At 73.2% G+C, this 24,966-nt stretch carries 27 protein-coding genes; 21 read left to right on the top strand and 6 right to left on the bottom strand.

The annotated features are described in order from the left end of the window. Positions 1-18: 18 nt before the first annotated feature. Positions 19-507, top strand: a complete 489-nt coding sequence (locus tag ACFYUV_RS13740) for a winged helix-turn-helix transcriptional regulator (RefSeq protein WP_387668560.1) — start codon at positions 19-21, stop codon at positions 505-507. A 34-nt stretch (positions 508-541) separates the two neighbouring features. Here ACFYUV_RS13740 and ACFYUV_RS13735 read toward each other — a convergent pair whose 3' ends face one another. Together ACFYUV_RS13735 and ACFYUV_RS13730 are read right to left on the bottom strand one after the other, a co-directional pair. Continuing rightward, positions 542-1,390 carry an NAD(P)H-binding protein gene (locus ACFYUV_RS13735; RefSeq protein ID WP_387668558.1) on the bottom strand — a complete coding sequence of 283 codons (849 nt, stop codon included), beginning with the start codon at positions 1,388-1,390 and terminating at the stop codon, positions 542-544. Then, on the bottom strand, positions 1,387-2,418 hold the full coding sequence (locus tag ACFYUV_RS13730) for a saccharopine dehydrogenase NADP-binding domain-containing protein (protein ID WP_387668555.1): 1,032 nt from the start codon (positions 2,416-2,418) through the stop codon (positions 1,387-1,389). Before ACFYUV_RS13730 ends, ACFYUV_RS13735 begins: the two co-directional genes overlap by 4 nt. Before the next feature lie 67 nt (positions 2,419-2,485). Between ACFYUV_RS13730 and ACFYUV_RS13725 the strand changes: the two genes are divergently transcribed. After that, on the top strand, positions 2,486-3,088 hold the full coding sequence (locus ACFYUV_RS13725) for a TetR/AcrR family transcriptional regulator (protein WP_387668552.1): 603 nt from the start codon (positions 2,486-2,488) through the stop codon (positions 3,086-3,088). Here the strand turns inward: ACFYUV_RS13725 and ACFYUV_RS13720 are convergent. Next, the gene (locus tag ACFYUV_RS13720; RefSeq protein ID WP_387668550.1) at positions 3,074-3,628 is read right to left on the bottom strand and encodes a hypothetical protein; all 555 of its coding nucleotides are present in this window, start codon (positions 3,626-3,628) and stop codon (positions 3,074-3,076) included. The genes ACFYUV_RS13725 and ACFYUV_RS13720 overlap by 15 nt on opposite strands. A 109-nt stretch (positions 3,629-3,737) precedes the next feature. Here ACFYUV_RS13720 and ACFYUV_RS13715 point away from each other — a divergent pair, with 109 nt between their 5' ends. The 16 genes from ACFYUV_RS13715 (at position 3,738) to ACFYUV_RS13640 (ending at position 19,789) form a co-directional block, all read left to right on the top strand. Continuing rightward, positions 3,738-5,078 carry a lanthionine synthetase LanC family protein gene (locus tag ACFYUV_RS13715; RefSeq protein WP_387668548.1) on the top strand — a complete coding sequence of 447 codons (1,341 nt, stop codon included), beginning with the start codon at positions 3,738-3,740 and terminating at the stop codon, positions 5,076-5,078. Positions 5,079-5,425: 347 nt separating this feature from the next. Then, the gene (locus tag ACFYUV_RS13710; protein WP_352349501.1) at positions 5,426-5,944 is read left to right on the top strand and encodes a flavin reductase family protein; all 519 of its coding nucleotides are present in this window, start codon (positions 5,426-5,428) and stop codon (positions 5,942-5,944) included. Further along, positions 5,941-6,852, top strand: coding sequence for a glutathione S-transferase C-terminal domain-containing protein (locus ACFYUV_RS13705; protein WP_387668545.1), 912 nt, complete (start codon positions 5,941-5,943; stop codon positions 6,850-6,852). Before ACFYUV_RS13710 ends, ACFYUV_RS13705 begins: the two co-directional genes overlap by 4 nt. Then, positions 6,849-8,171: an NtaA/DmoA family FMN-dependent monooxygenase gene (locus tag ACFYUV_RS13700; protein WP_387668543.1), complete on the top strand. Its 1,323-nt coding sequence runs from the start codon at positions 6,849-6,851 to the stop codon at positions 8,169-8,171. Before ACFYUV_RS13705 ends, ACFYUV_RS13700 begins: the two co-directional genes overlap by 4 nt. Next, positions 8,168-9,337 carry an LLM class flavin-dependent oxidoreductase gene (locus ACFYUV_RS13695; protein WP_387668541.1) on the top strand — a complete coding sequence of 390 codons (1,170 nt, stop codon included), beginning with the start codon at positions 8,168-8,170 and terminating at the stop codon, positions 9,335-9,337. The genes ACFYUV_RS13700 and ACFYUV_RS13695 overlap by 4 nt, the downstream gene beginning before the upstream one ends. Next, positions 9,334-10,368 (top strand): LLM class flavin-dependent oxidoreductase, encoded by a 1,035-nt coding sequence (locus tag ACFYUV_RS13690; RefSeq protein ID WP_387668538.1) that lies wholly within the window; start codon positions 9,334-9,336, stop codon positions 10,366-10,368. The genes ACFYUV_RS13695 and ACFYUV_RS13690 overlap by 4 nt, the downstream gene beginning before the upstream one ends. Next, entirely contained in the window at positions 10,365-11,453 is a 1,089-nt protein-coding gene (locus ACFYUV_RS13685; RefSeq protein ID WP_387668537.1) for an LLM class flavin-dependent oxidoreductase, read from the top strand. The genes ACFYUV_RS13690 and ACFYUV_RS13685 overlap by 4 nt, the downstream gene beginning before the upstream one ends. Before the next feature lie 144 nt (positions 11,454-11,597). Then, positions 11,598-13,220, top strand: a complete 1,623-nt coding sequence (locus ACFYUV_RS13680) for a TIGR04028 family ABC transporter substrate-binding protein (protein WP_387668536.1) — start codon at positions 11,598-11,600, stop codon at positions 13,218-13,220. After that, complete coding sequence (locus ACFYUV_RS13675; protein ID WP_358283006.1) at positions 13,217-14,146, top strand: ABC transporter permease; 930 nt, start codon at positions 13,217-13,219, stop codon at positions 14,144-14,146. The genes ACFYUV_RS13680 and ACFYUV_RS13675 overlap by 4 nt, the downstream gene beginning before the upstream one ends. Positions 14,147-14,172: 26 nt before the next feature. Further along, the gene (locus tag ACFYUV_RS13670; protein ID WP_387668533.1) at positions 14,173-14,931 is read left to right on the top strand and encodes an ABC transporter permease; all 759 of its coding nucleotides are present in this window, start codon (positions 14,173-14,175) and stop codon (positions 14,929-14,931) included. Continuing rightward, positions 14,928-16,475 carry a dipeptide ABC transporter ATP-binding protein gene (locus ACFYUV_RS13665; RefSeq protein ID WP_387668530.1) on the top strand — a complete coding sequence of 516 codons (1,548 nt, stop codon included), beginning with the start codon at positions 14,928-14,930 and terminating at the stop codon, positions 16,473-16,475. Before ACFYUV_RS13670 ends, ACFYUV_RS13665 begins: the two co-directional genes overlap by 4 nt. Further along, complete coding sequence (locus ACFYUV_RS13660; protein WP_387668528.1) at positions 16,472-17,464, top strand: putative FMN-dependent luciferase-like monooxygenase; 993 nt, start codon at positions 16,472-16,474, stop codon at positions 17,462-17,464. Before ACFYUV_RS13665 ends, ACFYUV_RS13660 begins: the two co-directional genes overlap by 4 nt. Continuing rightward, positions 17,461-18,045 (top strand): CMD domain protein, encoded by a 585-nt coding sequence (locus ACFYUV_RS13655; RefSeq protein WP_387668525.1) that lies wholly within the window; start codon positions 17,461-17,463, stop codon positions 18,043-18,045. Before ACFYUV_RS13660 ends, ACFYUV_RS13655 begins: the two co-directional genes overlap by 4 nt. After that, positions 18,042-18,608, top strand: coding sequence for an alkylhydroperoxidase domain protein (locus ACFYUV_RS13650; RefSeq protein WP_357990849.1), 567 nt, complete (start codon positions 18,042-18,044; stop codon positions 18,606-18,608). The genes ACFYUV_RS13655 and ACFYUV_RS13650 overlap by 4 nt, the downstream gene beginning before the upstream one ends. Next, positions 18,605-19,225 (top strand): VOC family protein, encoded by a 621-nt coding sequence (locus tag ACFYUV_RS13645; protein WP_387668522.1) that lies wholly within the window; start codon positions 18,605-18,607, stop codon positions 19,223-19,225. Before ACFYUV_RS13650 ends, ACFYUV_RS13645 begins: the two co-directional genes overlap by 4 nt. Before the next feature lie 24 nt (positions 19,226-19,249). Then, entirely contained in the window at positions 19,250-19,789 is a 540-nt protein-coding gene (locus tag ACFYUV_RS13640) for an OsmC family protein (RefSeq protein WP_387668520.1), read from the top strand. Positions 19,790-19,821: 32 nt separating this feature from the next. Here the strand turns inward: ACFYUV_RS13640 and ACFYUV_RS13635 are convergent, their stop codons facing one another. The 3 genes from ACFYUV_RS13635 to ACFYUV_RS13625 all read right to left on the bottom strand — a co-directional run bounded on the left by ACFYUV_RS13635 (position 19,822) and on the right by ACFYUV_RS13625 (position 22,079). Continuing rightward, positions 19,822-20,919 carry a YeiH family protein gene (locus ACFYUV_RS13635; RefSeq protein WP_387668517.1) on the bottom strand — a complete coding sequence of 366 codons (1,098 nt, stop codon included), beginning with the start codon at positions 20,917-20,919 and terminating at the stop codon, positions 19,822-19,824. Continuing rightward, the gene (locus ACFYUV_RS13630; RefSeq protein WP_387668515.1) at positions 20,919-21,053 is read right to left on the bottom strand and encodes a hypothetical protein; all 135 of its coding nucleotides are present in this window, start codon (positions 21,051-21,053) and stop codon (positions 20,919-20,921) included. Before ACFYUV_RS13630 ends, ACFYUV_RS13635 begins: the two co-directional genes overlap by 1 nt. A 129-nt stretch (positions 21,054-21,182) precedes the next feature. After that, positions 21,183-22,079 carry a TauD/TfdA dioxygenase family protein gene (locus tag ACFYUV_RS13625; protein ID WP_387668513.1) on the bottom strand — a complete coding sequence of 299 codons (897 nt, stop codon included), beginning with the start codon at positions 22,077-22,079 and terminating at the stop codon, positions 21,183-21,185. A 120-nt stretch (positions 22,080-22,199) separates the two neighbouring features. Here ACFYUV_RS13625 and ACFYUV_RS13620 point away from each other — a divergent pair, with 120 nt between their 5' ends. From ACFYUV_RS13620 to ACFYUV_RS13610, 3 genes are read left to right on the top strand one after another with little or no spacing between them, the layout of a single operon-like run. Then, positions 22,200-23,354 carry an LLM class flavin-dependent oxidoreductase gene (locus ACFYUV_RS13620; RefSeq protein WP_387668511.1) on the top strand — a complete coding sequence of 385 codons (1,155 nt, stop codon included), beginning with the start codon at positions 22,200-22,202 and terminating at the stop codon, positions 23,352-23,354. Beyond that, positions 23,317-24,213 (top strand): amino acid ABC transporter permease, encoded by an 897-nt coding sequence (locus tag ACFYUV_RS13615; protein ID WP_387668509.1) that lies wholly within the window; start codon positions 23,317-23,319, stop codon positions 24,211-24,213. The genes ACFYUV_RS13620 and ACFYUV_RS13615 overlap by 38 nt, the downstream gene beginning before the upstream one ends. Continuing rightward, the gene (locus ACFYUV_RS13610) at positions 24,210-24,965 is read left to right on the top strand and encodes an amino acid ABC transporter ATP-binding protein (RefSeq protein WP_387668506.1); all 756 of its coding nucleotides are present in this window, start codon (positions 24,210-24,212) and stop codon (positions 24,963-24,965) included. The genes ACFYUV_RS13615 and ACFYUV_RS13610 overlap by 4 nt, the downstream gene beginning before the upstream one ends. Position 24,966: the final 1 nt, after the last annotated feature.

The raw sequence follows: 24,966 nt of genomic DNA, 5'->3' as shown, positions 1-24,966 counted from the left end.
TGGTCACCATAAGGAGCCATGGAAGACGGAACTTCGATGTCCCTCGGTCACTGCGGGGATACCGACTACGACGTGCTGCAATGGGACCAGCGGGAGGACTGCGAGGTCAGGCAGATCCTCGACCGGATCGCCGACAAGTGGTCGCTCCAGGTGATCGCGCTGCTCGACCGGCGCAGCCTGCGCTTCACCGAGCTGCGCCGCATGATCGACGGCGTCAGCCAGCGCATGCTGACCAGGACCCTGCGTCACCTGGAGCGCGACGGCCTGGTGAGCCGTACCGTCCATCCGACCGTGCCGCCCCGCGTGGACTACGCGCTGACGCCCCTCGGCGGCACGTTGCACGCCACCATCCGCGCCCTGGTCACCTGGACCGAGGAGCACCAGAGCGAGATCGCCACGGCCCGCGCCGCCTACGACGTGCGGATGGCGGCCGAGCAGGCGGCGGCGGCCGAGGAGGAGGCCGGGCGGGAGGCCGTCGCCCGCGGCGTGCTCGCGGGCCTGCGCTGACCGACCTGGTGGAGGCGGGCCGGCCATGACGGGATCAGCGCCGGGCGGCGGCGAACTCCCCGATCGTCACCGGACGACGCCCGCCGACGCGCTCGATGCTCTCGGTGACCCGGTAGAGCGGGTGGTCGCCGGAGCCGATGAAGCGGAAGATCGCCCACAGGTGGCTCAGGTGCTCGACGGCGTACGGGTCGCGGTACACCTCGTGCGCCCGCCGCTCCCACTCCTCGGGCGGCAGGTCCGTATAGCGCACGCCGAGGGCGTCGGCGGCCTCGGCGGCCGTCGCCATCTGGCCCGTCACCAGGCACACCGGGTCGGCCGGCGCCGGGTCAAGCAGCAGGCCCGCGCCCACCCGCGCCACGTCGGCGGCGGCGACGAGCGGGATCAGCGTGTCCGGCGGGCCCAGCGGGAGGGCCAGCTCGCCGTACGCGTCCGCCACGACGGCCAGGTTCTCGAAGAAGACCGCCGCGCGCAGGTGCACCGCGCCCACCCCGGCCCAGTCGAAGACCTGCTCCGACAGCCAGTGGCGGCGCATGCGCGGCGTCCCGGCCTCGGGCTGGGCGTCGAGCTGGGAGACCTCGACCACCCGCTCGACCCCCTCCTCCCTGGCCGCCGCCGCGAACGCGCCGGTCGCGTCGAGCAGCCCGGCCGTCACCGGATAGGTGAAGTACGCCCGCCGCACCCCGCGCATCGCGGGCCGCACGTCCCTGATCTCGCGCAGGTCGCCGACGACGACGTCCGCGCCGAGCTTGCGCAGCTCGCCGGCGCGCTCGTCGTCGGAGTGCACGAAGGCGCGCACGGCCTGGTCGCGCTGGAGCAGCTGTTCGGCGACCTGCCTGCCGGTGCCGCCCTGGGGGCCGCCGGCCGCGCCCGTGACCAGGATCATCGCCCGCTCCTTCCCGGGAGGGTGAGCCTGAGCAGCCCGAGCGCTTCGAGGTCGCGCAGGAACGGCTCGGCGGGGAACGCCTCGGCCGGGGCGAAGACGCCGGGCCCCGGCCCGTGCCCGCCGGCCAGCCGCACGGCGGCCTCGACCGAGGCCAGCGCGCTGAGCCGCCACAGGTCGCGGCCGGTGATCCGGCCGGCCGCGCCGCCGTCCTCGGTGACGACCTGGACGGCCACGGTGAACTCCGAGCCCGCCCTGGTCTCCGGGTCGACGGCCTCGCCGGTGAACGCGCCCTCCTCCTCGAAGGTGTGCGCGGTGAGCTGCGCCTCGACCCAGCGGGCCGGCACGTGCCTGGGCACCGTGACGACCTCCGACGACGGGATCGGCGCGATCATCGTCCGCGGGCCGAGCGGCGGCGGGAAGGGGAAGACGGCGTTGCGCGGCTCGACGTACCCGACGTGCTGGGCGCCGTCGCTGAAGGTGATGCGGCGGGTGTCGGCGAACAGCAGCTCGGCGGTCCTGCGCGCGCCGGTGGTCAGCCGCCAGCCGGACACGGCGTACGCGCTGGTCACCCGGTCGATGCCGGTCAGCCCGGCGGACACGGCCGCGGCCAGCAGGTCGCCCATGCCGCCGTAGAAGCTCATGGCCGTGATCATCGTGATGCCCGCGGCCGCGGCGGGCTCGGACATGGTGTCGAACATCCACTTGGTGTGGTGCTGCTCCAGGGCGTGGTCGACGTAGTGGCAGCCGGACGCGGCGGCGGCGCGGGCCACGGGCCGGCCGGTGTCGGTGAAGGGCCCGGCGCAGTGGACCAGCACGCCGGCCTCGGCGGTGAGGGCCCGCAGGGCGTCGGCGTCGTCGAGCGGGGCCTCGTGCACGCGGGCTCCGCCGAGCTCGTCGGAGACGGCCTTGAGGCGGGCGGCGTCGCGGCCGGCCAGGATCACCTCCAGGCCGCGGGCGCGTAATTCCGCCGCCACCAGGCGTCCGGTATGACCACTTGCTCCGTAGACGGCGATGGGTTCTGCGGACACGATCGGCCTCCATGTTCCATACTTCTGGTACGTGATTCGAACATACGTACTAGGAGTATGGAAGTCAATGAGCCGCCGTACCCAGGCAGAACGCACGGACGAGACGACGGCGCGGCTGGTGGGCGCCGCGCGCCGGCTGTTCGGCGAGAACGGCTACGCCGACACCTCGATCGACGCCGTCGCCGCCCGCGCGGGGGTGACCAAGGGGGCCGCCTACCACCACTTCGGCGGCAAGCCGGCGCTGTTCCGGGCGGCGTTCACCGGCGAGCTGGCCGAGGTCGCGGCGGCCCTGGAGCGCGCCGGGGCCCAGGAGGACGACCCGCTGGCGGCGCTGCGCCGGGGCCTGCGCACCTTCCTGGAGCACTGCCTCGACCCGGGCTTCCGGCAGATCGTGCTGCTCGACGCGCCCTCGGTGCTGGGCTGGGAGACCGCCCGCGAGATCGAGTACGACCACCTGCTGCGGGTCCTGGCCGGCGGCCTGCGCCGGGCCGCCGAGGACGGCCGGATCGAGGGCGGGAACGCGCCCGCCCGCGCGCAGCTCGTGTTCGGCGCGGTCTGCGAGGGCGGCATGCTGCTGGCCCGCTCCGCCGACCCGGACGCCGACCTGCCGCTGATCGCCGCAGAGCTGGACCGGCTGCTGTCGGCGCTGCGGCCGTCAGTGGCCGGTTGAGTGGCCGGTCCGGTGACGGGGCGCGTGGGGCGGGGCGTGGCCCGGCGCCGCCGGAGTGGTCGCGGGGCCGGGCGAGCCGGCGGGGGACTGGGTCGCGTTCTGCTTCACGGGCACGTACACGCGCACGGCCCCGGCGTCGCGGAAGGTGAAGGTCATCGGCACGGTGGCGCCGCGTACGCCGGTGACCGTGCCGAGCGGCTGGTCGCCCGCGCCCACGGGCTGGCCGGGCCGGATGTCGGCGGCGGCGCCGGAGAGCTGCACCGAGCCGCCGCCGTCAACGGTGATCCGCTGGAGCTGGTCGGGCTTGTGGCCGTCGTTGATCAGGACGGCGTAGAGGTTCTGCTCGGCGGCGGGCGAGGTCGGGGTGGCCGCCTGGCCGGCGGCGGCTCGCAGGTGGGCGTTGCGCACGTGTATGACGCCCTTGGCGTCGGCGTTCGCGCCCTCGTTCTGCGGCAGGTGCTGCCCTGTGTCGTATCCGGTGTTCGTGCAGCCCGTGACGCCCAGGGCCAGGATCGCGGCACAGATGATGGGACGCTTCACGACGCCCTCCCGTTCGATACTCCACGTCACCGTTCCGTTACCCGCGATGATGGAGGCGAACCCTTGAGAAAAGGCCGATTTTCCTACCGGAAGTGTGGGAGAATGGAGTATGGGCTTGGACCGGACCCGCTCGCCGAGTGAACGCGCCGAGACTCCGCTGACCGCCGCGATCATGGCGGGCCGCTGGATCCGCACCGCCGCCGTCGACGACGGCAGAGGCCGCCACTGGCGCGCCAACCCCGACCCCCGTGGCAGGTCGGCCGCCGCCGGCGACTCCGCCTCCCTGTACGCGGGCGCGGCCGGCATCGTGCTGTTCTTCCTGGAACTGGCCGCCGCCACCGGCCACGAGGCGTACCTGGACGACGCCCGCAGAGGCGCCCGCTACCTGGCCGCCACCTGGCGCGAACGCGCCGACCTGACCCTCTACCACGGCCTGGCCGGCACGCTCGTCGCGCTGATCGAGGCCGGCTGGGCCCTCGGCGACGGCGTCTTCGAGGAGGAGGCCGTCGCGGTGGCCGACACGATCGTCCGCGCCGCCCGCCCGCTGGACGGCGGCCTCGGCTGGACCCGCGAGCCCGCCCAGCGCGGCGACGGCGGGATCGTGCTCGGGCTGCTCCAGGCCGCCGCCGCGCTCGGCGTGCGCGGCTACGAGGAGACGGCGGTGGCGGCGGGTGAGCGCATCGCCGGGCTCGCCGTGCCCGGCCATCGTTTCGGCGACTGCGCCGACCTGCCGCTCGACGCCGTCACCCCGGGCTTCCTGTCCGGCACGGCGGGCACCGCCTTCCTGCTGGCCAGGCTCCACGGCGTCACGGGCGAGCGGCGTTTCCTGGAGGCGGCCGCCCGTGGTGCGGGCTTCGTGCGCGAGGTGAGCGCGGTGGCGGGCAGGTGCGCCGTCGTCCCGCATCACGTGCCGCAGGGGCGCGAGCTGCACTACCTGGGCTTCTGTTCGGGCTCGGCGGGCGTCGCGCGGATGTTCTACGAGCTGTACCGGGTCACCGGCGACCCCGGCCACCTCGACTGGGTCGAACGGCTCGCGCACGGCGTCGTCGAGAGCGGCGCCCCCCTTCGCCAGACCGACGGCTTCTGGAACGTGGCCTGCCAGTGTTGCGGCGCGGCCGGGCTGCTCGAACTGTTCGTCGGCCTGTGGGCGGCGACCGGCGACGAGGCGCGCCTCGCGCAGGCCCAGGTGCTCGCCGGGCACCTCATCGGGCGCGGCGACAACCACGACGGCCAGGGGTTCCGCTGGTACCAGGCGTACCGGCGGCTGCGGCCGGGCGAGGTGAGCGCGGACACCGGGTACATGGTCGGCGCGGCCGGCATCGGGGCCGCCCTGCTGCACCTCGACGCCGCCATGCAGCCCCGGCAGGCGCGCCGGGTCATCCTGCTGCCGGACAACCCCTTCCCGGCGATCCCGGTGCCACCCGCCAAACTTCGCGATTCATCCCAATAAGGTATTCCCTTTAAAACCAGTAGGGAATATTGACTTGAGGCTCGCGGCGGCCTAGCGTCGTTGGCATGAGCCAGGGCACTCTCCTGACCAGGCGCCCGCACGTGGACTTCGGCCACGTCGCCAGCGCGCAGTGTCGTTGATCACGGACCAGCAGCCGCCCGCCTTCCCCTGAGCGCTCCAGCGTGGCCGACGTCGTCCACGCCTCCGCTGACGAACCCTTGCGTGCCCCCTTCCCGGCGCTCCCGGCCCGGCCGCCGGGAGCGGCGTGAGCACGCCCTCTCTCCCGTGAGGAGCCTTTCCGTGATCGCAAACAGAACCGTCCGCCCGTACCGAGCGGAGGCCGGCGCATGACCGACACCCTGCCCGACCAGCAGGCCGTCGGCGCTGACGTGTTCCGCCAGGCGCTCGCCGTGCACGCCAGCGGAGTGGTGGTGATCACCGCGCAGAGCGAGGGCATCCCCGTGGGGCTCACCGCCACCTCGTTCTCCTCGGTCAGCCTCGACCCGCCGCTCGTCTCCTTCTACGTGGACCAGTCCTCCACCACCTGGCCGTGGTTGCGGGGAGCCGACCACTTCGCGGTCAACATCCTGGCCAGCGACCAGGCCGAGCTGGCGGCGCGGTTCGCGCGCAAGGGGGTGGACAGGTTCGCCGCGCCCACGCGGTGGCGGGCGGGGCCGCTCGGCGCGCCGCTGCTCCAGGACGTCTCCGCCCACCTGATCTGCCTGCCGTACGAGACCGTCGAGGTCGGCGACCACGTGCTGGTCGTCGGCCTGGTGGCGGAGGCGGCCACGCACAACGCCGGCCGTCCGCTGCTCTACCACCAGGGCCGCTTCGGCCGCTTCCTACCCCACCAGGAGAACCTGTGACCGCCACCACCGGCACGCCGGTCTACGCCGGCCCGCTCGACCGCATCGCCTACGGCCGCTACGGCCCCGGCCGCCTGCACCTGTCGGCCGGCTGGGACCGCCCGGTCTACCCCTTCCAGGACCGCGTCACCGCCGACGGCACCAGCGGCTACCGCGCCGAGCCCGGCCGCTATCACGTCTATGCCGCCTGGACCTGCCCCTACGCCCAGCGCGTCGCGATCGTCCGCAAGCTCAAGCGCCTGGAGGACGTCGTCTCGCTGTCGTACGTGGACGACGAGCGCGACGGCCGGGGCTGGGCCTTCAGGGAGCGCAGGGGCCCGGACCCGGTCAACGGGTTCGCCTTCCTGGAGCAGGCCTACGACGCCACCGAGAAGGGCTACCCGGGCCACATCTCGGTGCCCGTGCTCTGGGACAGGGCACGGCGCAGGATCGTCAGCAACAACTTCCCCGACATCACGATCGACCTGGCCACCCAGTTCGAGAAGTGGGCCGACACCTCGGTCGACCTCTACCCCGAGCACCTGCGCGCCGAGATCGACAAGCTGAACGCGTGGATCTACCACGACGTCAACACCGGCGTCACCCGGGTGGCCCCCGCCGGCACCGAGGCCGCCCGCGAGGACGAGCGCCACCGCGTCGTCGCGGCCCTGGAACGCCTGGACGAACGCCTGGCCGAGCAGCGGTTCCTGACCGGCGACACGATCACCGAGGCGGACGTGCGGCTGTGGGTGACGCTGGCCAGGTTCGACGCGCTGCACAACCGCGAGCACCTCATCAGCGAGCGCGAGCTGCCCGACTTCGAGCACCTCTGGGGCTACGCCCGCGACCTCTACCAGCGCCCGGCGTTCGGCGAGACCATCGAGGGCCTGCCCGCCGCCTGGGACAGGCCGCACGGGCGGGGCCGGTGACGCGCAAGAGGCAGGTGCACCTCGCCGCGCACTTCCCCGGCGTGAACAACACCACCGTGTGGGCCGACCCCCGGTCGGGGAGCCAGATCGACTTCGCCTCGTTCGTCCACCTCGCCAGGACGGCCGAGCGCGGCACGTTCGACTTCTTCTTCCTGGCCGAGGGGCTGCGGCTGCGCGAGCTCAAGGGCCGCATCCACGACCTGGACGTGGTCGGCAGGCCCGAGGCGCTGACCGTGCTCAGCGCCCTGGCCGCGGTGACCTCGCGGCTCGGGCTCGCGGGCACGGCCAACGCCACCTTCAACGAGCCGTACGAGCTGGCCAGGCGGCTGTCCACGCTCGACCACCTGAGCGAGGGCCGGGCCGCCTGGAACGTGGTGACCACCTCCGACGCCTTCACCGGCGAGAACTTCCGCCGCGGCGGCTTCCTCGACCCCGCCGACCGGTACCGGCGGGCCGAGGAGTTCGTCCGGCTGTCGCGCGAGTTGTGGAACTCCTGGCAGCCGGACGCCGTGCTCGCCGACCAGGGCGCGGGCCGCTTCCTGCGGGAGGGCGCGATCGGCACGGTCAGCCACCGGGGCACGCACTTCACCGTCGAGGGCCGGTTCACGCTGCCGCGCTCGCCGCAGGGACACCCGGTGATCATCCAGGCCGGCGACTCCGACGACGGCCGCGAGTTCGCCGCCGCCCACGCCGACGTGGTCTTCACCCCGCACGGCGGGCTGGAGGACGGCAGGCGCTTCTCCGCCGACGTCAAGGGCCGCCTGGCCCGGTACGGCCGGGAGCCCCACCAGCTCAAGATCATGCCCGGCGTGACGTTCGCGCTGGGCGACACCGACGAGGAGGCCGCCGAGAACGCGGCCAGGATCCGGCGGCAGCAGGTCGGGCCGCAGACCGCGATCGCGTTCCTGGAGCAGGTGTGGGGGCGGGACATGTCGGCCTTCGACCCCGATGGACCGTTCCCCGACGTCGAGCCGGACCTGTCCCAAGGCGTCTCACAGGGACGGGTGCCGATCAAGGACCGCGCCGAGGTGGCGGCCAAATGGCGGGCGCTGGCCGCGGAGAAGGGGCTGAGCATCCGCGAGCTGGTGATCGAGGTCACCGGGCGGCAGACGTTCGTCGGCACCCCCGAGGGCGTGGCCCGGCAGATGGACGAGCACGTGCAGGCCGGCGCGGCCGACGGCTTCATCCTCGTCCCGCACCTGACCCCCGGCGGGCTGGACGAGTTCGTCGACCGGGTGGTGCCGGCGCTGCGCGAACGCGGCGTCTTCCGCACGGAGTACACCGGGACCACCCTGCGCGAGCACCTGGAGCTGTCATGACGCTGCACCTGGCCGTGGCCCTGGACGGCGCCGGCTGGCACCCCGCCGCCTGGCGCGCGGCCCCCGGCACGCGGCTCTTCTCGGCCGGTCACTGGGCGGGGCTGGTCGCCGAGGCCGAGCGCGGGCTGCTCGACTTCGTCACCTTCGAGGACGCCCTGGGCCTGCAGTCCACCCGGCCCGACGGCCCCGACGACCGCACCGACCAGGTACGCGGCCGGTTCGACGCGGTGCTGCTCGCGGCCCGGCTGGCGCCGCTGACCACCCGGATCGGCCTGGTGCCGACGGCCACCACCACGCACACCGAGCCGTTCCACGTGGCCATCGGCATCGCCACCCTCGACCACGTCAGCGGCGGCCGGGCGGGCTGGCGGCCGCAGGTCTCGGCGCGGGCGAGCGAGGCGGCCCACTTCGGCCGCCGCCGGTTCGCCCCGCTCGACCAGGTGCTGAACCGGCCCGGCGGGGTGGACCTGTCGGCCGACCCGCACGTCCGCGCCCTGTTCGCCGAGGCCGCCGACGCCGTGGAGGTGGCCCGGCGGCTCTGGGACAGCTGGGAGGACGACGCCGAGATCAGGGACGTGGCCACGGGCCGGTTCGTCGACCGCGGCAAGCTCCACCACATCGACTTCGAGGGCGGGTTCTTCTCGGTGCGGGGGCCGTCCATCACGCCCAGGTCGCCGCAGGGGCAGCCGGTGGTGGCCGCGCTGGCCCACGCGCGGCTGCCGTACGAGTTCGCGGCGGGCGGCGCGGACGTCGTCTTCGTCACGCCGCGCTCGGCCGAGCACGCGCGGGAGATCGTCCAGGAGGTCCGGGGGCTCTCCGGCGACCTGCGGATCTTCGCCGACCTGCTCGTCTTCCTGGGCCCGGACGCGGCCCGGCGCAAGGCGCGGCTCGACGAGCTGGACGGGGCCGAACTGACCTCCGATGCGGCGGTCTTCACCGGCGACGCGGGGGAGCTGGCCGATCTGCTGCTGGAGTGGCGGCGGGCCGGGATCGAGGGCTTCCGGCTGCGGCCGGGGGCGGTGCCGTACGACCTGGAGCGGATCAGCCGGGAGCTGACGGCCGAGCTGCGCGGGCGCGGGGCCTTCAGGAGCGGGTACGAAGCCCGGACGTTACGCGGGCTGCTCGGCCTGCCGCGCCCGGCGAGCAGGTACGCGGAGGTGTCATGAAATTTCTGGGCATCACATTGATCGTCCACAGCGACGGCCGGTCACCCACGCAACGATTCCGCGAGGTCGTCGAGACCGCCGTGCTCTTCGAGGAACTGGGCTTCGACGGCTACGGCGTGGGCGAGCGGCACGAGCGGCCCTTCATCTCCTCCTCGCCCCCGGTCGTGCTCAGCCACATCGCCGCCAAAACGTCCAGGATCAGGCTGTTCACCGCGGTCACCACGCTGAGCCTGCTCGACCCGGTCCGCGCCTACGAGGACTACGCCACGCTCGACCACCTGTCCGGCGGCCGGCTCGAACTGATCGTCGGCAAGGGCAACGGCGCGGCGCAGGCCAGGCTCTTCCACGTCACCGCCGCGGACCAGTGGGAGCGCAACCGCGAGTCGTACGAGCTGTTCCGCCGCCTGTGGCGGGAGGACCGGGTCACCTGGCAGGGCCGCTTCCGCCCCGCGCTGACCGACGCCGAGACCTGGCCGCGCCCGCTGCAACGGCCGATCAGGGTCTGGCACGGCAGCGCCACCAGCAAGGAGTCGGTCGAGCTGGCCGCCCGCCACGGCGACCCGCTGTTCTCGGCCAACGTCACCAACCCCATCGAGCCCTACGCCGAGCTGATCGACCACTACCGCGAACGCTGGGCCCATCACGGCCACGACCCCGCCGACGCCCTGGTCGGGGCGGGCAGCGCGGGCTACTACGCGGCCCGCACCTCGCAACGGGCGCTGGCCGAGTACCGGCCGATCTACCAGGCCCGCCTGGAGACGTTCCGGCGGGCCGGGGTGCGGCCGGTCTTCCCCACCCTGGAGGACGCCGTCGAGCGCGGCTCGATCCTGGTCGGCAGCCCGCAGCAGATCATCGACAAGGTGCTGCGCTACCACAAGCGGTTCGGGCACGAGGTCATGCACCTGCCCGCCGACGCCGACGGGCTGACGCCGGGGCAGCACCGGGAGACGCTGGAGCTGTTCCAGACCGAGATCGCGCCGGCACTGCGCGCGGAGATCCCCAGCCGCCCGTTCCCGGGGAGCGCGTCATGAGCCTGTCCGTCCTCGACCTGGCCCCCATCAGCTCGGGCGGCACCGCGGGCCAGGCGTTACGCGACACGATCGAGCTCGCCCGGCGCGCGGAGGAGTTCGGCTACGCCCGTTACTGGCTGGCCGAGCACCACTTCGCCCCGGGCGTGGCCGGCTCGGCCCCCGCCGTGCTGATCGGCCTGGTGGCGGCGGCCACCTCGACGATCAGGGTCGGCTCGGGAGCCGTGCAGCTCGGCCACCGGACGCCGGTGTCCGTGGTCGAGGAGTTCGGGATCATCGACGCGCTGCATCCGGGCCGGCTCGATCTGGGCATCGGGCGCTCGGGGCGGCGCGGGGCCGAGCCGGCTCCCGCACGTCCCGCGAGCACGGAGGCCAGGGTGGTGGACGGGCTGCTCGTCCCGCCGCCCTTCGACTGGTCGCGGCTGGCGAAGATCCCCCGCCTGGCCTTCCAGGCGATCCTGCTCCAGCAGCCCGGAGCGGTGACGCCCGACTTCGCCGACCAGGTCGACGAGGTGCTGGCGCTGCTCGGCGGGACCCACGAGGCGCACGTGACGCCCGGCGAGGGGGCCGACGTCCAGGTGTGGATCCTGGGCAGCAGCGGCGGGCAGAGCGCCCGGGTCGCGGGGGAGCGCGGATTGCCGTTCGCGGCCAACTACCACGTCAGCCCGTCGAGCGTGCTGGAGGCCGTGGAGGCGTACCGCGAGGCGTTCAAGCCGTCGGACGAGCTGGCCGAGCCGTACGTGATCGTGTCGGCCGACGCGGTGGTGGCCGAGGACGAGGCCAGGGCGCGTGAGCTGGCCTCGCCGTACGGGTTGTGGGTGCGCAGCATCAGGACGGGGGCGGGCGCGATGCCGTACCCGACGCCGTCGGAGGCGGCCCGGCACGTCTGGACCGAGGCCGACCGCGCGCTGGTCAAGGACCGGATCGACACGCAATTCGTCGGCACGCCGCGGGCCGTGGCCGAGGGGCTGCGCGTGCTGCGCCGGGTCACCGGGGCCGACGAGTTGCTGGTCACCACCATCACCCACGACCCCGCCGACCGCGTGCGCTCCTACGAACTGCTCGCCGAGGCCTGGGCGCGTCCGTGACCCGGAGACGCCCGTGACCTGGGACCGCCCGTGACCCGGAGACGCCTCTGACGCCGCGACCGAAGCCCTGGTGGCTTCGGTCGCGCGTTTGCTGTAGCCTTTTCCTACTTTTTAGGTATGTTTTGTCTGAAAGGCAGTACCCCCATGTCCTCATCCAGCCTGCGCACCGCAGCCGTCATGCTCGCCGTCGTTGGGCTCCTCGGCGCCTGTGGCGGCCAAGGGGGTGCTGCCGGCGCGGCGCCGTCCAGCGGTCAGCCGGTCTACGGCGGCACGCTGACCTACCTGGAGCACCAGCCGCCCACCTGCCTCTACCTGCCGGCCGCCGGCTTCTATCCCAACGGCGGCATCCTCCACCAGATCACCGACAAGCTGACCTGGCAGAACCCGCAGACCCTGGAGATCGAGCCCTGGATCGCCACCAAGTGGGAGGTGAACGACGACGCCACCGAGTACACCTTCCACCTGCGCCAGGGCGTGACCTTCAGCGACGGCAGCCCGCTCGACGCCGCCGCCGTCGCCGCCAACTTCGACGTGTACGGCCTCGGGAACACCGAGCTCAAGCTGCCGGTCGCCGAGTTCGTCAACAACTACGAGCGCAGCGAGGTCGTCGACCCGCTGACCGTGAAGTTCCACTTCAAGAAGCCCTCTCCCGGCTTCCTCCAGGGCACCTCGGTCATCGGGGCCGGGCTGGTGTCGAAGAAGACGATCTCGCTGCCGTACGAGCAGCAGTGCCAGCTGAAGAACATCGTCGGCTCGGGCCCCTTCACGCTGAAGAAGCAGATCGTCGACAAGGAGGTGGACCTGGCCGCCCGCAAGGACTACGACTGGGCGCCGCCGTCGTCGAAGCACCAGGGGCGGGCGTACCTGGACGAGATCAAGATCATCGTGACGCCCGAGGACAACGTCCGGGTCGGCGCGCTGACCTCCGGGCAGGCCGACTTCGTGCGGTACGTCCAGGCGTACGACGAGAAGACGGTCAAGGACGCCGGCTTCCAGATCTACGCCGAGCCGACCAGGGGCGTGAACAACGGCCTGTACCTGCGGCCGTCCAACAGCATCCTGAAGGACCTCGACGTGCGCAAGGCGCTGCAGGCGGGCACCGACGTCAAGGAGGTCGTGGACACCCTGTTCACCGCGAGCTACCCGCGGGCCACCTCCGTGCTCAGCCACCTCGCCCAGGGCTACCTCGACCTGTCCAAGGACCTGGCCTACGACCCGGCCAAGGCCAACGCGCTGCTCGACAAGGCCAGCTGGACCAGGGGCGCCGACGGCGTGCGCGAGAAGGACGGCGTCAAGCTGCGGCTGGGCGTCTTCGTCGCCGGCCCGCAGCCGCTGTCCAAGCAGACGCTCGAACTCGTCGGCCAGCAGTGGGCCAAGCTCGGCGTGCAGCTGGAGATCCGCCCCGCCGACGCCGGCACCCAGGCCGTGGACATCAAGGACGCCGAGAAGACCGCCGTCGCGCACAGCATGGTCGGCCGCGCCGACCAGGACGTCATCAAGAGCCACTTCCACAGCCAGAACCGCGACGTCATCCTGTCCAAGGACAAGAAGCTCGACACCCTGCTGGAGGAGGAGTCCGCCGAGCCCGACAACGCCAAGCGCAACGCCAAGGTCGGCGAGATCCAGCGGTACGTGATCGACCAGGGCTACGCCATCCCCCTGTTCGAGGAGCCCCAGGTGTACGGCGGCGCGCCGTACGTCAAGGGCGTGGCCTTCGAGGCGGTCGCCCGGCCGTGGTTCTACTCGACGTGGAAGGCCCAGCAATGACCAGGTATCTCCTGACGCGGGCCGGGCAGGCGGTGCTCGTGCTGTGGGCCGCCTTCACCGCGAGCTACGTGCTGCTGCAACTGCTGCCCGGCGACTCGATCCTGATCAAGTTCCAGAACCCCGAGCTCGGCCTGTCGCCGCAGCAGATCGCCGACATCCGGGCCTACTACAGCGGCGGCTCGCCGGTCGGCGAGTACCTGCGGACCCTGACCGGCTTCCTGACCGGCGGCTTCGGCTACTCGATCGACACCGGCACCCCGGTGGTCGAGCGCCTGGGCGAGGCGTTGCCCGAGACGGCCCGGCTGGCCTCGGCGGCGTTCGTCCTGGCTGTGCTGCTCGCCGTGGTGATCGCGTTCGTGGCGAGCTACAGCAGGACGTCGTGGCTGCGCGGGGCGCTGCTGTCGGTGCCGTCGCTGTTCATCTCGGTCCCGGCGTTCTGGCTGGGGATCCTGCTGATCCAGGTCTTCTCCTTCCGGCTGCGGCTGGTGCCGGTCATCGGCGGCGGCGAGCTGCAGCAGCTCGTCCTGCCGGTGCTGACGCTGGCCGTGCCGATCTCGGCGCCCATCGCGCAGGTGCTGGCGCGCGGCATCGACCAGGTGTACGCGCAGCCGTTCGTGCCGGTGATCGCGGCCAAGGGCGCCACCCGCTGGTGGATCCTGTGGCGGCACGTGGCGCGCAACGCCGTCCTGCCGACGCTGACCGTGGCCGGGCTGACGTTCGGCGAGCTGATCGCGGGCTCGGTCGTGACGGAGACCGTCTTCGGCCGCAACGGCATCGGGCGGCTCACCGAGCAGGCCGTGACCGCCCAGGACACGCCGGTGATGCTGGCCGTGGTGGTGCTCGCCGCGGCGGTGTTCGTCCTGGTCAACTTGGTGGTGGACGTGTTGTTCCCGGTGCTCGACCCGCGGCTGAAGGCGGCGTCCTGAGGGCGGGCCTGATCCTGGCCTGGACGGTGATCGCCGTGGCGCTGCTGTGGGCGGTCGTCCCGGGGCTGTTCACCGGGTACGACCCGATCGCCGGCGTGCCGGTCGAGAAGCTTCAGGCGCCGAGCGCGCAGCACCTGTTCGGCACCGACGCCGTCGGGCGGGACGTGTTCGCGCGGGTGGTGCACGGGGCCGTGCACTCGTTGTCGGGGGCGTTCGTCGCCGTCGCGGTCGGCCTGCTGCTCGGCACGCTGCTCGGGCTGCTGGCCGGCTCGCTCGGCGGGGTGCCCGACGCCGCCGTCATGCGGGTCGTGGACGTGCTGCTGTCGGTCCCCGGCCTGCTCCTGGCCCTGGTCGTGATCATCCTGCTCGGCCCGGGGACGGTGAACGTGGCCGTCGCGGTCGGCGTCGGCTCGGTGGCCGCGTTCGCCCGGCTGTCGCGGTCGGAGGTCGTCCGGGTGCGCCGCACCGACTACGTCGAGGCCGCGTTCGGCAGCGGCGGCCGGTTCACCGCCGTGTTGTGGCGGCACGTGCTGCCCAACTCGCTCGGTCCCGTCGTCGCGCTGGCCGCCCTGCAGTTCGGCGTGGCCATCCTGGCCATCTCGACGCTCGGCTTCCTCGGCTACGGCGCCGAGCCGCCGACCCCCGAGTGGGGGCTGCTCATCGCCGAGGGCCGCAACTACCTGGCCACGTCCTGGTGGCTGACCACGCTGCCCGGGGCCGTGGTGGTCGCGGTCGTGCTCGCCGCCGGCCGGATCAGCCGGTCCATCGCCAAGGAGTCCTCGTGAGCCTGCTCGACGTCCGCGATCTCGCGGTCTCCTACGACGGCCGCCCGGCGGTCCACGGCGTCTCCTTCACCGTCGAGCCGGGCGAGGTGGTGGCGGTCGTCGGCGAGTCGGGGTCCGGCAAGACCACGACCGCGCACTCGATCATCGGCCTGCTGCCGCGCAACGCCTCGCTCGACCGCGGCAGCGTCCTGCTGGGGGAGAACGACCTGGCGACCTGGTCGCCGCGGCGGATGGAGTCCGTCCGGGGGGCCCAGATCGGGCTGGTCCCGCAGGACCCGTCCAACTCGCTCGACCCGGTCAAGACGGTCGGGGCGCAGATCGCCGAGGTGCTGCGCATCCACAAGCGCGGCGACCGGGCCGCGGTCCGGCGCCGGGTGGTCGAGCTGCTCACCCGCGTCGGCCTGCCCGACCCCGAGACGCGGGCCCGCCAGTACCCGCACGAGCTGTCCGGCGGCATGCGCCAGCGCGTGCTGATCGCCATCGCCGTCGCGCTCGAACCCCGGCTGATCATCGCCGACGAGCCCACCAGCGCCCTGGACGTCACCGTGCAGCGGCGCATCCTGGACCTCATCGACGACCTGCGCGCCGAGTTCGGCACCGCCGTGCTGCTGGTCACCCACGACCTCGGCGTGGCCGCCGGCCGCTCGGACCGGCTGGTCGTCATGAAGGACGGCCGCGTCGAGGAACAGGGCCCGACCAGGGGCGTCCTGGCGGCGCCCGGCGCAAACTACACCCGCAGGCTGCTGCACGACGCCCCCGCGCTGTCGGCCCGCCCCTTCCGCGAGCCGGTGGCCGCCGAGCCCGCGATCGTGGTGCGCGACCTGGTCAAGGAGTTCCGGTCGGGGCGGCGGGCCTTCCGGGCCGTGGACGGCGTCTCGTTCGAGGTGCCGCGCGGCACCACGCACGCGCTCGTCGGGGAGTCGGGGTCCGGCAAGACCACCACCGCGCGCATGGTGGTGCGCTTCGCCGAGCCCACGTCGGGCACGGTCACCGTCGCCGGGGCCCCCGACGGCCGCGGCTTCCGCCGGCACGTCCAGCTCGTGCACCAGAACCCGTACGGGTCGCTGGACCCGCGGCAGTCGGTCGCCGACATCGTGGAGGAGCCGTTGCGCAACTTCCGGCTCGGCGACCGCGCCGCCCGCCGGGCCCGCGTCGCGGAGCTCCTCGACCGGGTGGCGCTGCCCGCGGACGTGTCGTCGCGCCGGCCGCGCGAGCTGTCGGGCGGGCAGCGGCAGCGGGTGGCCATCGCCCGCGCGCTGGCCGCGGGGCCGGAGGTGCTCGTGCTCGACGAGGCCGTCTCGGCGCTCGACGTCACGGTCCAGGCGCAGATCCTCGACCTGCTCGGGCAGCTCCAGCGCGACCTCGGCCTGACCTACCTCTTCATCTCGCACGACCTGGCGGTGGTGCGGCAGATCTCGCACACCGTCTCCGTCATGAACAAAGGACGCATCGTGGAATCAGGATCCACCCGGCGGGTCTTCACCGACCCGGCCGACGACTACACCCGCGAGCTGCTCGCGGCCATCCCGGAGCCGGTGCGATGAGGCTCGGCTTCTTCACCCGCGTCCTGGACGAGGCGCCCCCGGCGGAGCGCTACCGGCTGGCGGCCGAGCAGATCGCGCACGCCGAGTCGCTCGGGTTCGACACCGCCTGGGTGGCCCAGCACCACTTCGACGGCGAGGAGGGCGGGCTGCCCGCGCCGCTGGTGTTCCTGGCCCACGTGGCGGCCCGTACCAGCCGCATCCGGCTCGGGACCGGCATCATCACGCTGCCGCTGGAGCACCCGGTGCGGGTGGCCGAGGACGCCGCCGTGCTCGACCTGCTCACCGGCGGGCGGCTGGAGATCGGGGTGGGCAGCGGCGGGACGCCGTCGTCGTTCGGGCCGTTCGGGCACGACAGCGGCGACCGCGCCGCCCTGTACGCCGAGCACCTGTCGATCCTGCTCAGGGCCTGGTCGGGGGAGGACCTGGGCGGCGGCAACCGGCTCTACCCGCCCGCGCCCCGGCTGCCCGGCGCGATCTGGGAGGCGACGTTCTCGGCCGCCGGCGGAGCGCGCGCCGGCCGGGCGGGCAACGGGCTCATGCTCTCGCGCACCCAGCCCCGGCCGGCCGACGACCCCCAGGCGACGCTGGCCGACCTGCAACGGCCGATCGTGGACGCCTACCACGAGAACCTGCCCGCGGGCGTCGTCCCGCGCATCGTGGCCTCGCGGACCGCGTTCGTGGCCGACAGCCGGGCAGAGGCGCTGCGCTGGGCCGAGCGGGGCCTCGGGCGCGGCCGGCTGCCGTGGGAGCTGCCCGGCGGCGACCTCGACAGCCGCATCGCCGCCTTCGACGTGCACGTGGGCACCCCGCAGGACGTCATCGACAGCCTGCGCGCCGATCCGACCCTCGAACGGGTCACCGACCTGGTCTTCCAGGTGCACTCGGTGGACCCGCCGCACCCGCTGGTCCTGCGTTCGACCGAGTTGCTGGCGACCGAGGTCGCCCCCGCGCTCGGCTGGCTCCCCTCCACCGAAATGAGCTCCACATGATCAACGACGTCATCGACCACCTGGCCGGGATAAGACCGGGCTCCCGTCTCGACAAGCTGCGCGACCTGCGGCCCGCCGCCCGCGAGCACGCCCAGCGCGGCTTCGACGCGCTCTTCACCCCCGACGAGGAGGGCGAGGTCACCCTCGTCGAACGCGACGCCGTCGCGGCCTTCGTGGCCGGGCTGCACCGGGACGCCGTCGTCGCCGGCTTCTACGCCGACCGGCTCGCCGAGCTGGCCCCCGGCCTGCTGAAGGCCGTCGAGACCGAGGTCGAGGCGGGCGCCACCACCGGCCCGTACGGCGTCTACCCCGCGCCGCTGGCCGCCGAGAGCGACGAGGGCCTGCGCTACCGGGTCCGGAACCCGGACGAGCTGGGCGTCCGGCTCACCGCCGCGTTCGAGCACGCGCACCTGCTGGTCTTCCGGCCCCGCGAGGCTGATGAGAAGGCCCTGGAGGCGCTGGCCGCGGCCGGCTGGAGCCCGACGGGCGTGGTGACGTTGTCGCAGCTCGTCGCCTTCCTCGCCTTCCAGGTCCGGGTGGTCGGCGGCCTGCGGCTGCTCAACGCGGAGGTGGCGGCGTGAGCACCGGCTTCACCCAGGAACAGCTCGGCTGGCGGCCCTGGCTGCCGCCGCTCGCGCCGGAGGAGCTGACCGAGGCCCACTACGAGGCGCTGGTGGACCGGGCGCGGGCGTCGTCGCCGTACTTCCTGCTGCTGGCCCGCGACCCCGAGATCCTGCACGCGCGCACCAAGACCGACAACGACATCTTCTACAACGCCGACGGCGGGCTGCCGCGCGCCGAGCGCGAGCTGGCCGCGACCGCGACCTCGCGGCGCAACGGCTGCGTGTTCTGCGCGTCGGTGCACGCCCGCTTCGCCGCCCACCACTCCAAGCGCCCGCAGGACGTGCAGCGCCTGCTCGACGAGGGGGTGGACGCGCCGCAGGACGGCACCTGGCGGGCGGTCGTCGACGCCTCGGTCGCGCTGGCCGCCACGCCCGTGGAGTTCGGGCCCGAGCACATCGCGGCGCTGCGCGCGGCCGGGCTGGACGACCTGGCGATCAGCGACACCATCCACGCCGCCGCCTTCTTCAACTGGGCGAACCGGCTCATGCTCTCACTCGGCGAACCGGAGGACCACCGATGACCGACCGTCACCTCGACCACCTCGTCTATGCCGTTCCCGACCTGCTCGCGGGGGTCGAGGACTTCGCCGCGCGCACCGGCGTGCGGCCCGTCCGGGGCGGCAGCCATCCCGGGGGCACCGCGAACTACCTGGTGCGCTTCGGGCCGACCGCGTACCTGGAGATCATCGGGCCGGACCCCGAGTCGGAGGTGCGGCCGCGGGCGTTCGGGCTGGCGACGCTCACCGAACCACGGCTGGCCGCCTGGGCCGTGCATCCGCAGGACCTGGACAAGACCGTGGAGCTGGCCCGCGAGCGCGGCTACGACCCCGGTGACGTACAGCCGCTGTCCCGGCGCACCCCGTCCGGCGAGCTGCTGGAGTGGCGGCTCACCCGGCGCGAGGACCCCGCCGCGATCCGTCCGGTGCCCTTCCTCATCGACTGGGGGACGACCACCCACCCGGCCGCCACGGACCTGCCGCAGCTCGGCCTGGTCTCCTTCGCCGCCGTCCATCCCGACCCCGGCGCGCTCCGCCGCGACCTGGCCGCCCTCGACGTGACGCTCGACGTCACCGAGGGGCCGGAGCCCGGCCTGCGGGCCGTCGTCGACACCCCGCTCGGCCACGTGACCCTGAGCTGAACCCCGTTCGAGAGAGAAAGGCCCATGAGCACCCTTCGCGAGTACCTGTCGCACAAGCGCGCCGCCCTGCTGGCCCGCCGGGAGGCCCCGGCGGGCGGCCCGGTGCCGCTGCACGCCCACGTCACGGCCGAGGGCCGCAGCGGGATCCGGCGCATCAGGATCAGGGACTTCCAGATCATCAGCGACAGCGGCCCCGACTTCGCCGGCTACGACCTCGGCCCCGGCTCGCCCGAGCTGCAGGCCGGCGTCCTGGGGAGCTGCGTGACGCACATCTTCCTGATCAAGGCCGCCGAGCTGGAGGTGCCGATCGACTCCCTGGAGGTGGACGTCCGCGCCGAGTACGACCCGAAGGCCCAGCTCCCGGGCGACCAGGGCGTCCCGGTGTACCCGCACAACTTCCGCTACGAGGTGCAGATCGGCTCGCCCGCCTCGGACGAGCAACTGGCCGGGCTGCACGCCGAGGTCGAGCGGGTCTGCCCGATCCTCAACCTGATCCGCAACCCGCAGCAGATCAGCGGCTCGATCGTCCGGGTGGCGGATCCCGCCCAGCAGCCCGTCGCGTAGCGGGACGGTCCCGCCCCCCGAGGGCGGGACCCTCAGCCGGCCGTGAAGCCGGAGAACAGGGCCAGGGCCAGGGCCAGGGCGACGACCACGTTCACCACCGTCGCGGCGGCGAACACGGCGACCGGCCGCCAGCCGGCCGCCCGCAGCGCGGCCACCCGGAACTCCAGCCCGATGCTGACGAACGCCAGGATCAGGAACCAGGTCCGCAGGTCGTTGGCGACCCCGACGACCGCCTTGCCCTGGCCCGCGGGGACCGTCGTGAGCCACCAGGTGGCGATCACGGACGCGGCGACGAACCCGAGCACGAACTTCGGGAAGCGCCGCCACAACTCGGCCGCCCCCGGCCGTTCGGCGTCCGCCCGCCGCTCGACCCGGAAGGCGAACCAGGCGGTCAGCGCGACCACGACGACGCCGATGAGCGCGTTCTGGGTGACCTTGACGATCGTGGCGATGGCCAGGGCGTCCTCGCCCGCGATCGTGCCGGCGGCGGTGACGGCGGCGGTGGTGTCGATGTTGCCGCCGATCCAGGCCCCCGCCACCTCGGGCGGCAGCCCGAACGCCGAGGCCAGGGCGGGCAGCACGAAGATCGACGGCAGCGCGAACGCGATCACCAGGCTCGCGCTGTAGGCGAGCTGCTCCTTCCTGGCCTGGACGGCCCCCGCCGCCGCGATGGCCGCGCTGACCCCGCAGATCGACACGGCCGACGACAGCAGCGCGCGCAGCCGGTCGTCGAGCCCGAGCCGCCCGCCGAGCCACCAGGTGAACAGGAACACCGTGCTGATCAGCACGATCGCCTGGAGCACGGCCGGCCCGGCGGCGGTCACGATCACCTTGAGGTTGATGGAGGCGCCGAGCAGCACCAGCCCGGTCTTGATGAAGAACTCGGTGCGGAACCCGCCGGCCAGCCGCTCGCGCAGCCCGGCCGCGGTCAGCAGCGCGTTGCCGAGCAGCCCCAGGGCGATCGCGTAGACCGGGAACTCGACGGCCTTGGCGAGCCCGGAGTCCGGGAGCCAGCCGGGCACGCCCTTCTCCAGGAACCGGGTCGCGGCGGCCAGCACGAGGACGACCAGGACCCCGAGCGCCGTCCCGCGCCAGGTCGCGCGGTCGGCGGTGACGGTCGCGGCGCTCATCAGGGCACCAGCCCGACGGGGATGACGCCGGTGAGGACGAGGACGAGCAGGACCAGGCCGACGACCGTGGCGGCCCAGTCCTCGTTGACGGCGACGCGGCTCTCGCGTCCGGTGGGGGATTCGCCGGTGCTCATGGGCGTGCCTTTCAGGTGGGGGATGGGAGGTGCGGGCGGGGCCCAGCCAACCCCGCCCGCACTGGCTTCGGCCGCTCCGCGAGGCCCCGGCCACGGCGACGTTCGTGGCCGGGGCGGCCCCGGGGAGGGTCAGGCGGCGATCGGCGAGTAGGTCGCGGCGTCGCCGCTGAGGGCGGTGCTGGTGCGGCCGTCCACGCCGACCGGCACGTCCCCGGCGATCGTGACCCGGTGCAGGCGGCGGGGACGGTCGCCGAAGTCGTGCACCACGCGGTGCTGGGTGGCCCGGTTGTCCCAGATGGCCACGTCACCGGGCGACCAGCGCCAGCGGACGGTGTTCTCCACCTCGGTGACGTGCTCCTGGACCAGCCGGATGATCGAACCGGAGGTGTGCCCGGACAGGCCGCTCAGCCGCTTGGCGAAGTCGCCGAGCAGGATCGAGCGCTCGCCGGTCTCCGGATGCACGCGCACGACCGGGTGCTCGGTCTCGAACAGGGTGGAGGCGAACACCTCGGCGTGCTCGCGGGCGCGCTCGTCGATGGTGGCCGTGCGGACGTAGTCGTACTGGTTGGTGTGCACGGCGCGCAGCCGGTCGAGCAGGTCGCGCAGCTCGGCGGGCAGGTTCTGGTACGCGCTGACGGTGTTGGCCCACAACGTGTCGCCGCCCGCCTCCGGCACGACGACCGCGCGCAGCACCGAGGCCAGCGGCGGCCGGTCCACGAAGGTCACGTCGGTGTGCCAGCGGTCGACCTTCTGGCCGTTGCTGTAGTCGAGGTCCAGGATGTGGGCGTTGCCGTGCAGCGCGGGCACGGTCGGGTGGGCGGCGGTCGGCTCGCCGAGCAGCCGGGCGAAGCCCACCTGGCTCTGCTCGTCGAGGTGCTCCTGACCGCGCAGGAAGATCACTTTGTGGGTGAGGAGGGCCTGGCGGAGCTCGGCCACGACGTCGGGGTGCAGATCGGGCGCGAGCCGCACACCGGTGATCTCGGCTCCTACACGGCCGGCGACGGGGGTGATGGTCAGGGATGGCATGGTGTCCTTCCTTCCGTACGCCTCCACCGTAGATAAAAACCAACTAAATTGGTAGGGCTTGACGGAATAAGATCGCCGTGCTGGGGTGAAAGGCGTTCACGACGCCAGAAAGGCCGCGACATGCCTGTGGAGTTCCTCGGTATCGGTGGCACCAACGACGGCTCGGAGACCTCGCCCCGCTCGGGCCCCTCCTTCGACAAGCAGTACACGCTCCGGCTCGCGCGGGCCCACCAGGAGCACGGCTGGGACCGGGTGCTGTTCGCCTACGGCTCAGGCTCGCCCGACCCGGCCCAGGTGGCGGCGTACGTCGCCGGCCGGGTCGAGGGCCTGGGCATCCTGCTGGCCCACCGGCCGAACGTGTCGTACCCGACGTACGCGCTCAAGACCTTCGCCACGCTCGACCAGATCAGCGACGGCCGCCTGACCGTGCACTTCATCACCGGCGGCAACGACCATGAGCAGGGCAGGGAGGGCGACGTCCTGACCAAGGACGAGCGGTACGCCAGGACCAGGGAGTACATCAGGATCGTCAAGAAGGGGTGGACCTCCAGGGAGCCGTTCGACCACGAGGGCGCCCACTACTCCTTCCGGGACTTCGTCTCCGACGTCTTCCCGGTCCAGCGGCCGCGGCCCCAGGTCTCCTTCGGCGGCTCGTCGCCCGCGGCGTACGCGGCCGGCGGGGCCGAGGCCGACGTCTACTGCCTGTGGGGCGAGCCGCTGGCCGAGACCGCGCAGCAGATCGCCTCGGTCAAGGAGGCGGCCCGCGCGGCCGGGCGGGCCGACGTGCCGCGCATCCAGGTGGCCTTCCGGCCGATCATCGCGCCCACCGAGGAGCTGGCCTGGGAGAAGGCGCACCGGATCCTGGGCGAGCTGCGACACTCCCGGGCGAACCCGCGGCGGCGTCCCGGGGGGCCGCCGCAGAACGCCGGGTCGCTGCGGCTGCTGGAGGTGGCCGCCAGGGGAGAGCGGCACGACCGCGCCCTGTGGACGCCCACCGCGGCGGCCACCGGCGCAGCCGGCAACTCCACCGCCCTGGTCGGCACCCCGGAGACGGTCGCGCAGGCCCTGCTCGACTACTACGACCTGGGCGTGGAGATCCTCTCGGCGCGCGGCTACGCGATCCTGGAGGACGCCGTCGACTTCGGCCGGCACGTCATCCCGCTCGTCCGCGCGGAAGTGGCCCGCCGCGACGCCGCCCGCGCCGACGCCGCCCGCGAGGGAGCCGCACGTTCGGGCCGTGGCGACGACGTGCGTGCGGGCCATGGCGCTGCGTGACACGGCCGAGGCGGTGCCCGCCGCCGGGCTGGAGGAGCCCGCGCCGAAGGTCGTGACCGCCCGCCACCCGTCACGGGCGGTGGCCGCGCTCGTCGTGCTGGTGCTGCTGGCGATGGCGGTCAACGCCCTGGTCACCAACCCCGCCTGGGAGTGGGACGTCGTCGGCATGTACCTGTTCGCGCCCTCCGTCCTGCGTTCGGTGCTGCTCACGCTGGAGCTGACCGCGCTGGGCATCGGGCTCGGGTTCGCGCTCGGCACCCTGCTCGCCCTCATGCGCCTGTCGGCCAACCGGCTGCTGGCCTCGGTGGCCTGGGGCTACGTGTGGCTGTTCCGCTCGGTGCCGCTGATCCTGCAACTGCTGTTCTGGTACAACCTGGCGCTGCTGTACCCGAGGTTGTCGTTCGGGGTGCCGTTCGGGCCGGCCTTCTTCGACGTCGGCACGATGGACCTGATCGGGCCGGTCACCGCCGCCGCGCTCGGGCTCGCGCTGCACCAGGCGGCCTACGCCGCCGAGATCGTCCGCGGCGGCCTGCTGTCGGTCGATCCGGGGCAGCGCCTGGCCGCGGCGGCGCTGGGCGTGCCGCGCGCCCGCCGGTTCTTCCGGATCATCCTGCCGCAGGCCATGCGGACGATCGTGCCGAACGCCGGCAACGAGATCGTCAGCCTGGTCAAGGGCACCTCGGTGGTCTACATCATGGCCCTGCCCGAGCTGTTCTACCAGGTACAGGTGATCTACAACCGCAACGGCAGGGTGATGGCGCTGCTGCTGGTGGCGACCGTCTGGTACCTCGTCCTGACGACCACGCTCTCGGTCGGCCAGCACTTCCTGGAGCGCCACTACGGCAGGGGCCGCTCATGATGGTGGAACTGGCCGGTGTGCACAAGAGCTTCGGCGCGCTGCACGTGCTCAAGGGCATCGACCTGCGCGTACGCCAGGGCGAGGTGGCGGTGGTGCTCGGGCCGTCCGGCTCGGGCAAGTCCACCCTGCTGCGCGTGATCAACCACCTGGAGAAGGTGGAACGCGGGACGGTCACGGTCGACGGCGAGCTGCTGGGCTACCGGCGCGCCGGCGACCACCTGTACGAGCTGCCCGAACGCGAGATCCTCCGCCAGCGCACCAGCATCGGCTTCGTCTTCCAGAACTTCAACCTCTTCCCGCACCTCACCGTCAGCCAGAACATCGCCGAGGCCCCGCTGTCGGCCCAGCGCCGGCCGCGCGCCGAGGTGGCCGAGCTGACCGCCCGCCTGCTCGACCGGGTCGGGCTGGCCGGCAAGGCGGCGGCCTATCCGCGCACGCTCTCCGGCGGCCAGCAACAACGCGTCGCCATCGCCAGGGCGCTGGCCCTGGAGCCCAAGGTGGTGCTGTTCGACGAGCCCACCTCCGCCCTCGACCCGGAGCTGGTCGGCGAGGTCCTGGAGGTCATGAAGGACCTGGCCCGCAGCGGCACGACCATGATCGTCGTCACGCACGAGATCGGCTTCGCCCGGGAGGTGGCCGACACCGTCGTGTTCATGGACGACGGCCGCATCGTCGAGCGCGGCCCGGCCGCCCAGGTCCTCGACGCCCCGCGCCACGAGCGCACCCGCGCCTTCCTCGGCAAGGTCCTCTGAT

The sequence above is a fragment of the Nonomuraea sp. NPDC003560 genome (assembly GCF_042878785.1).
Lineage (GTDB): Bacteria > Actinomycetota > Actinomycetes > Streptosporangiales > Streptosporangiaceae > Nonomuraea.
Note: the sequence above shows the minus strand (reverse complement) of the source record. Positions and strands in the feature narration are given on the sequence as shown.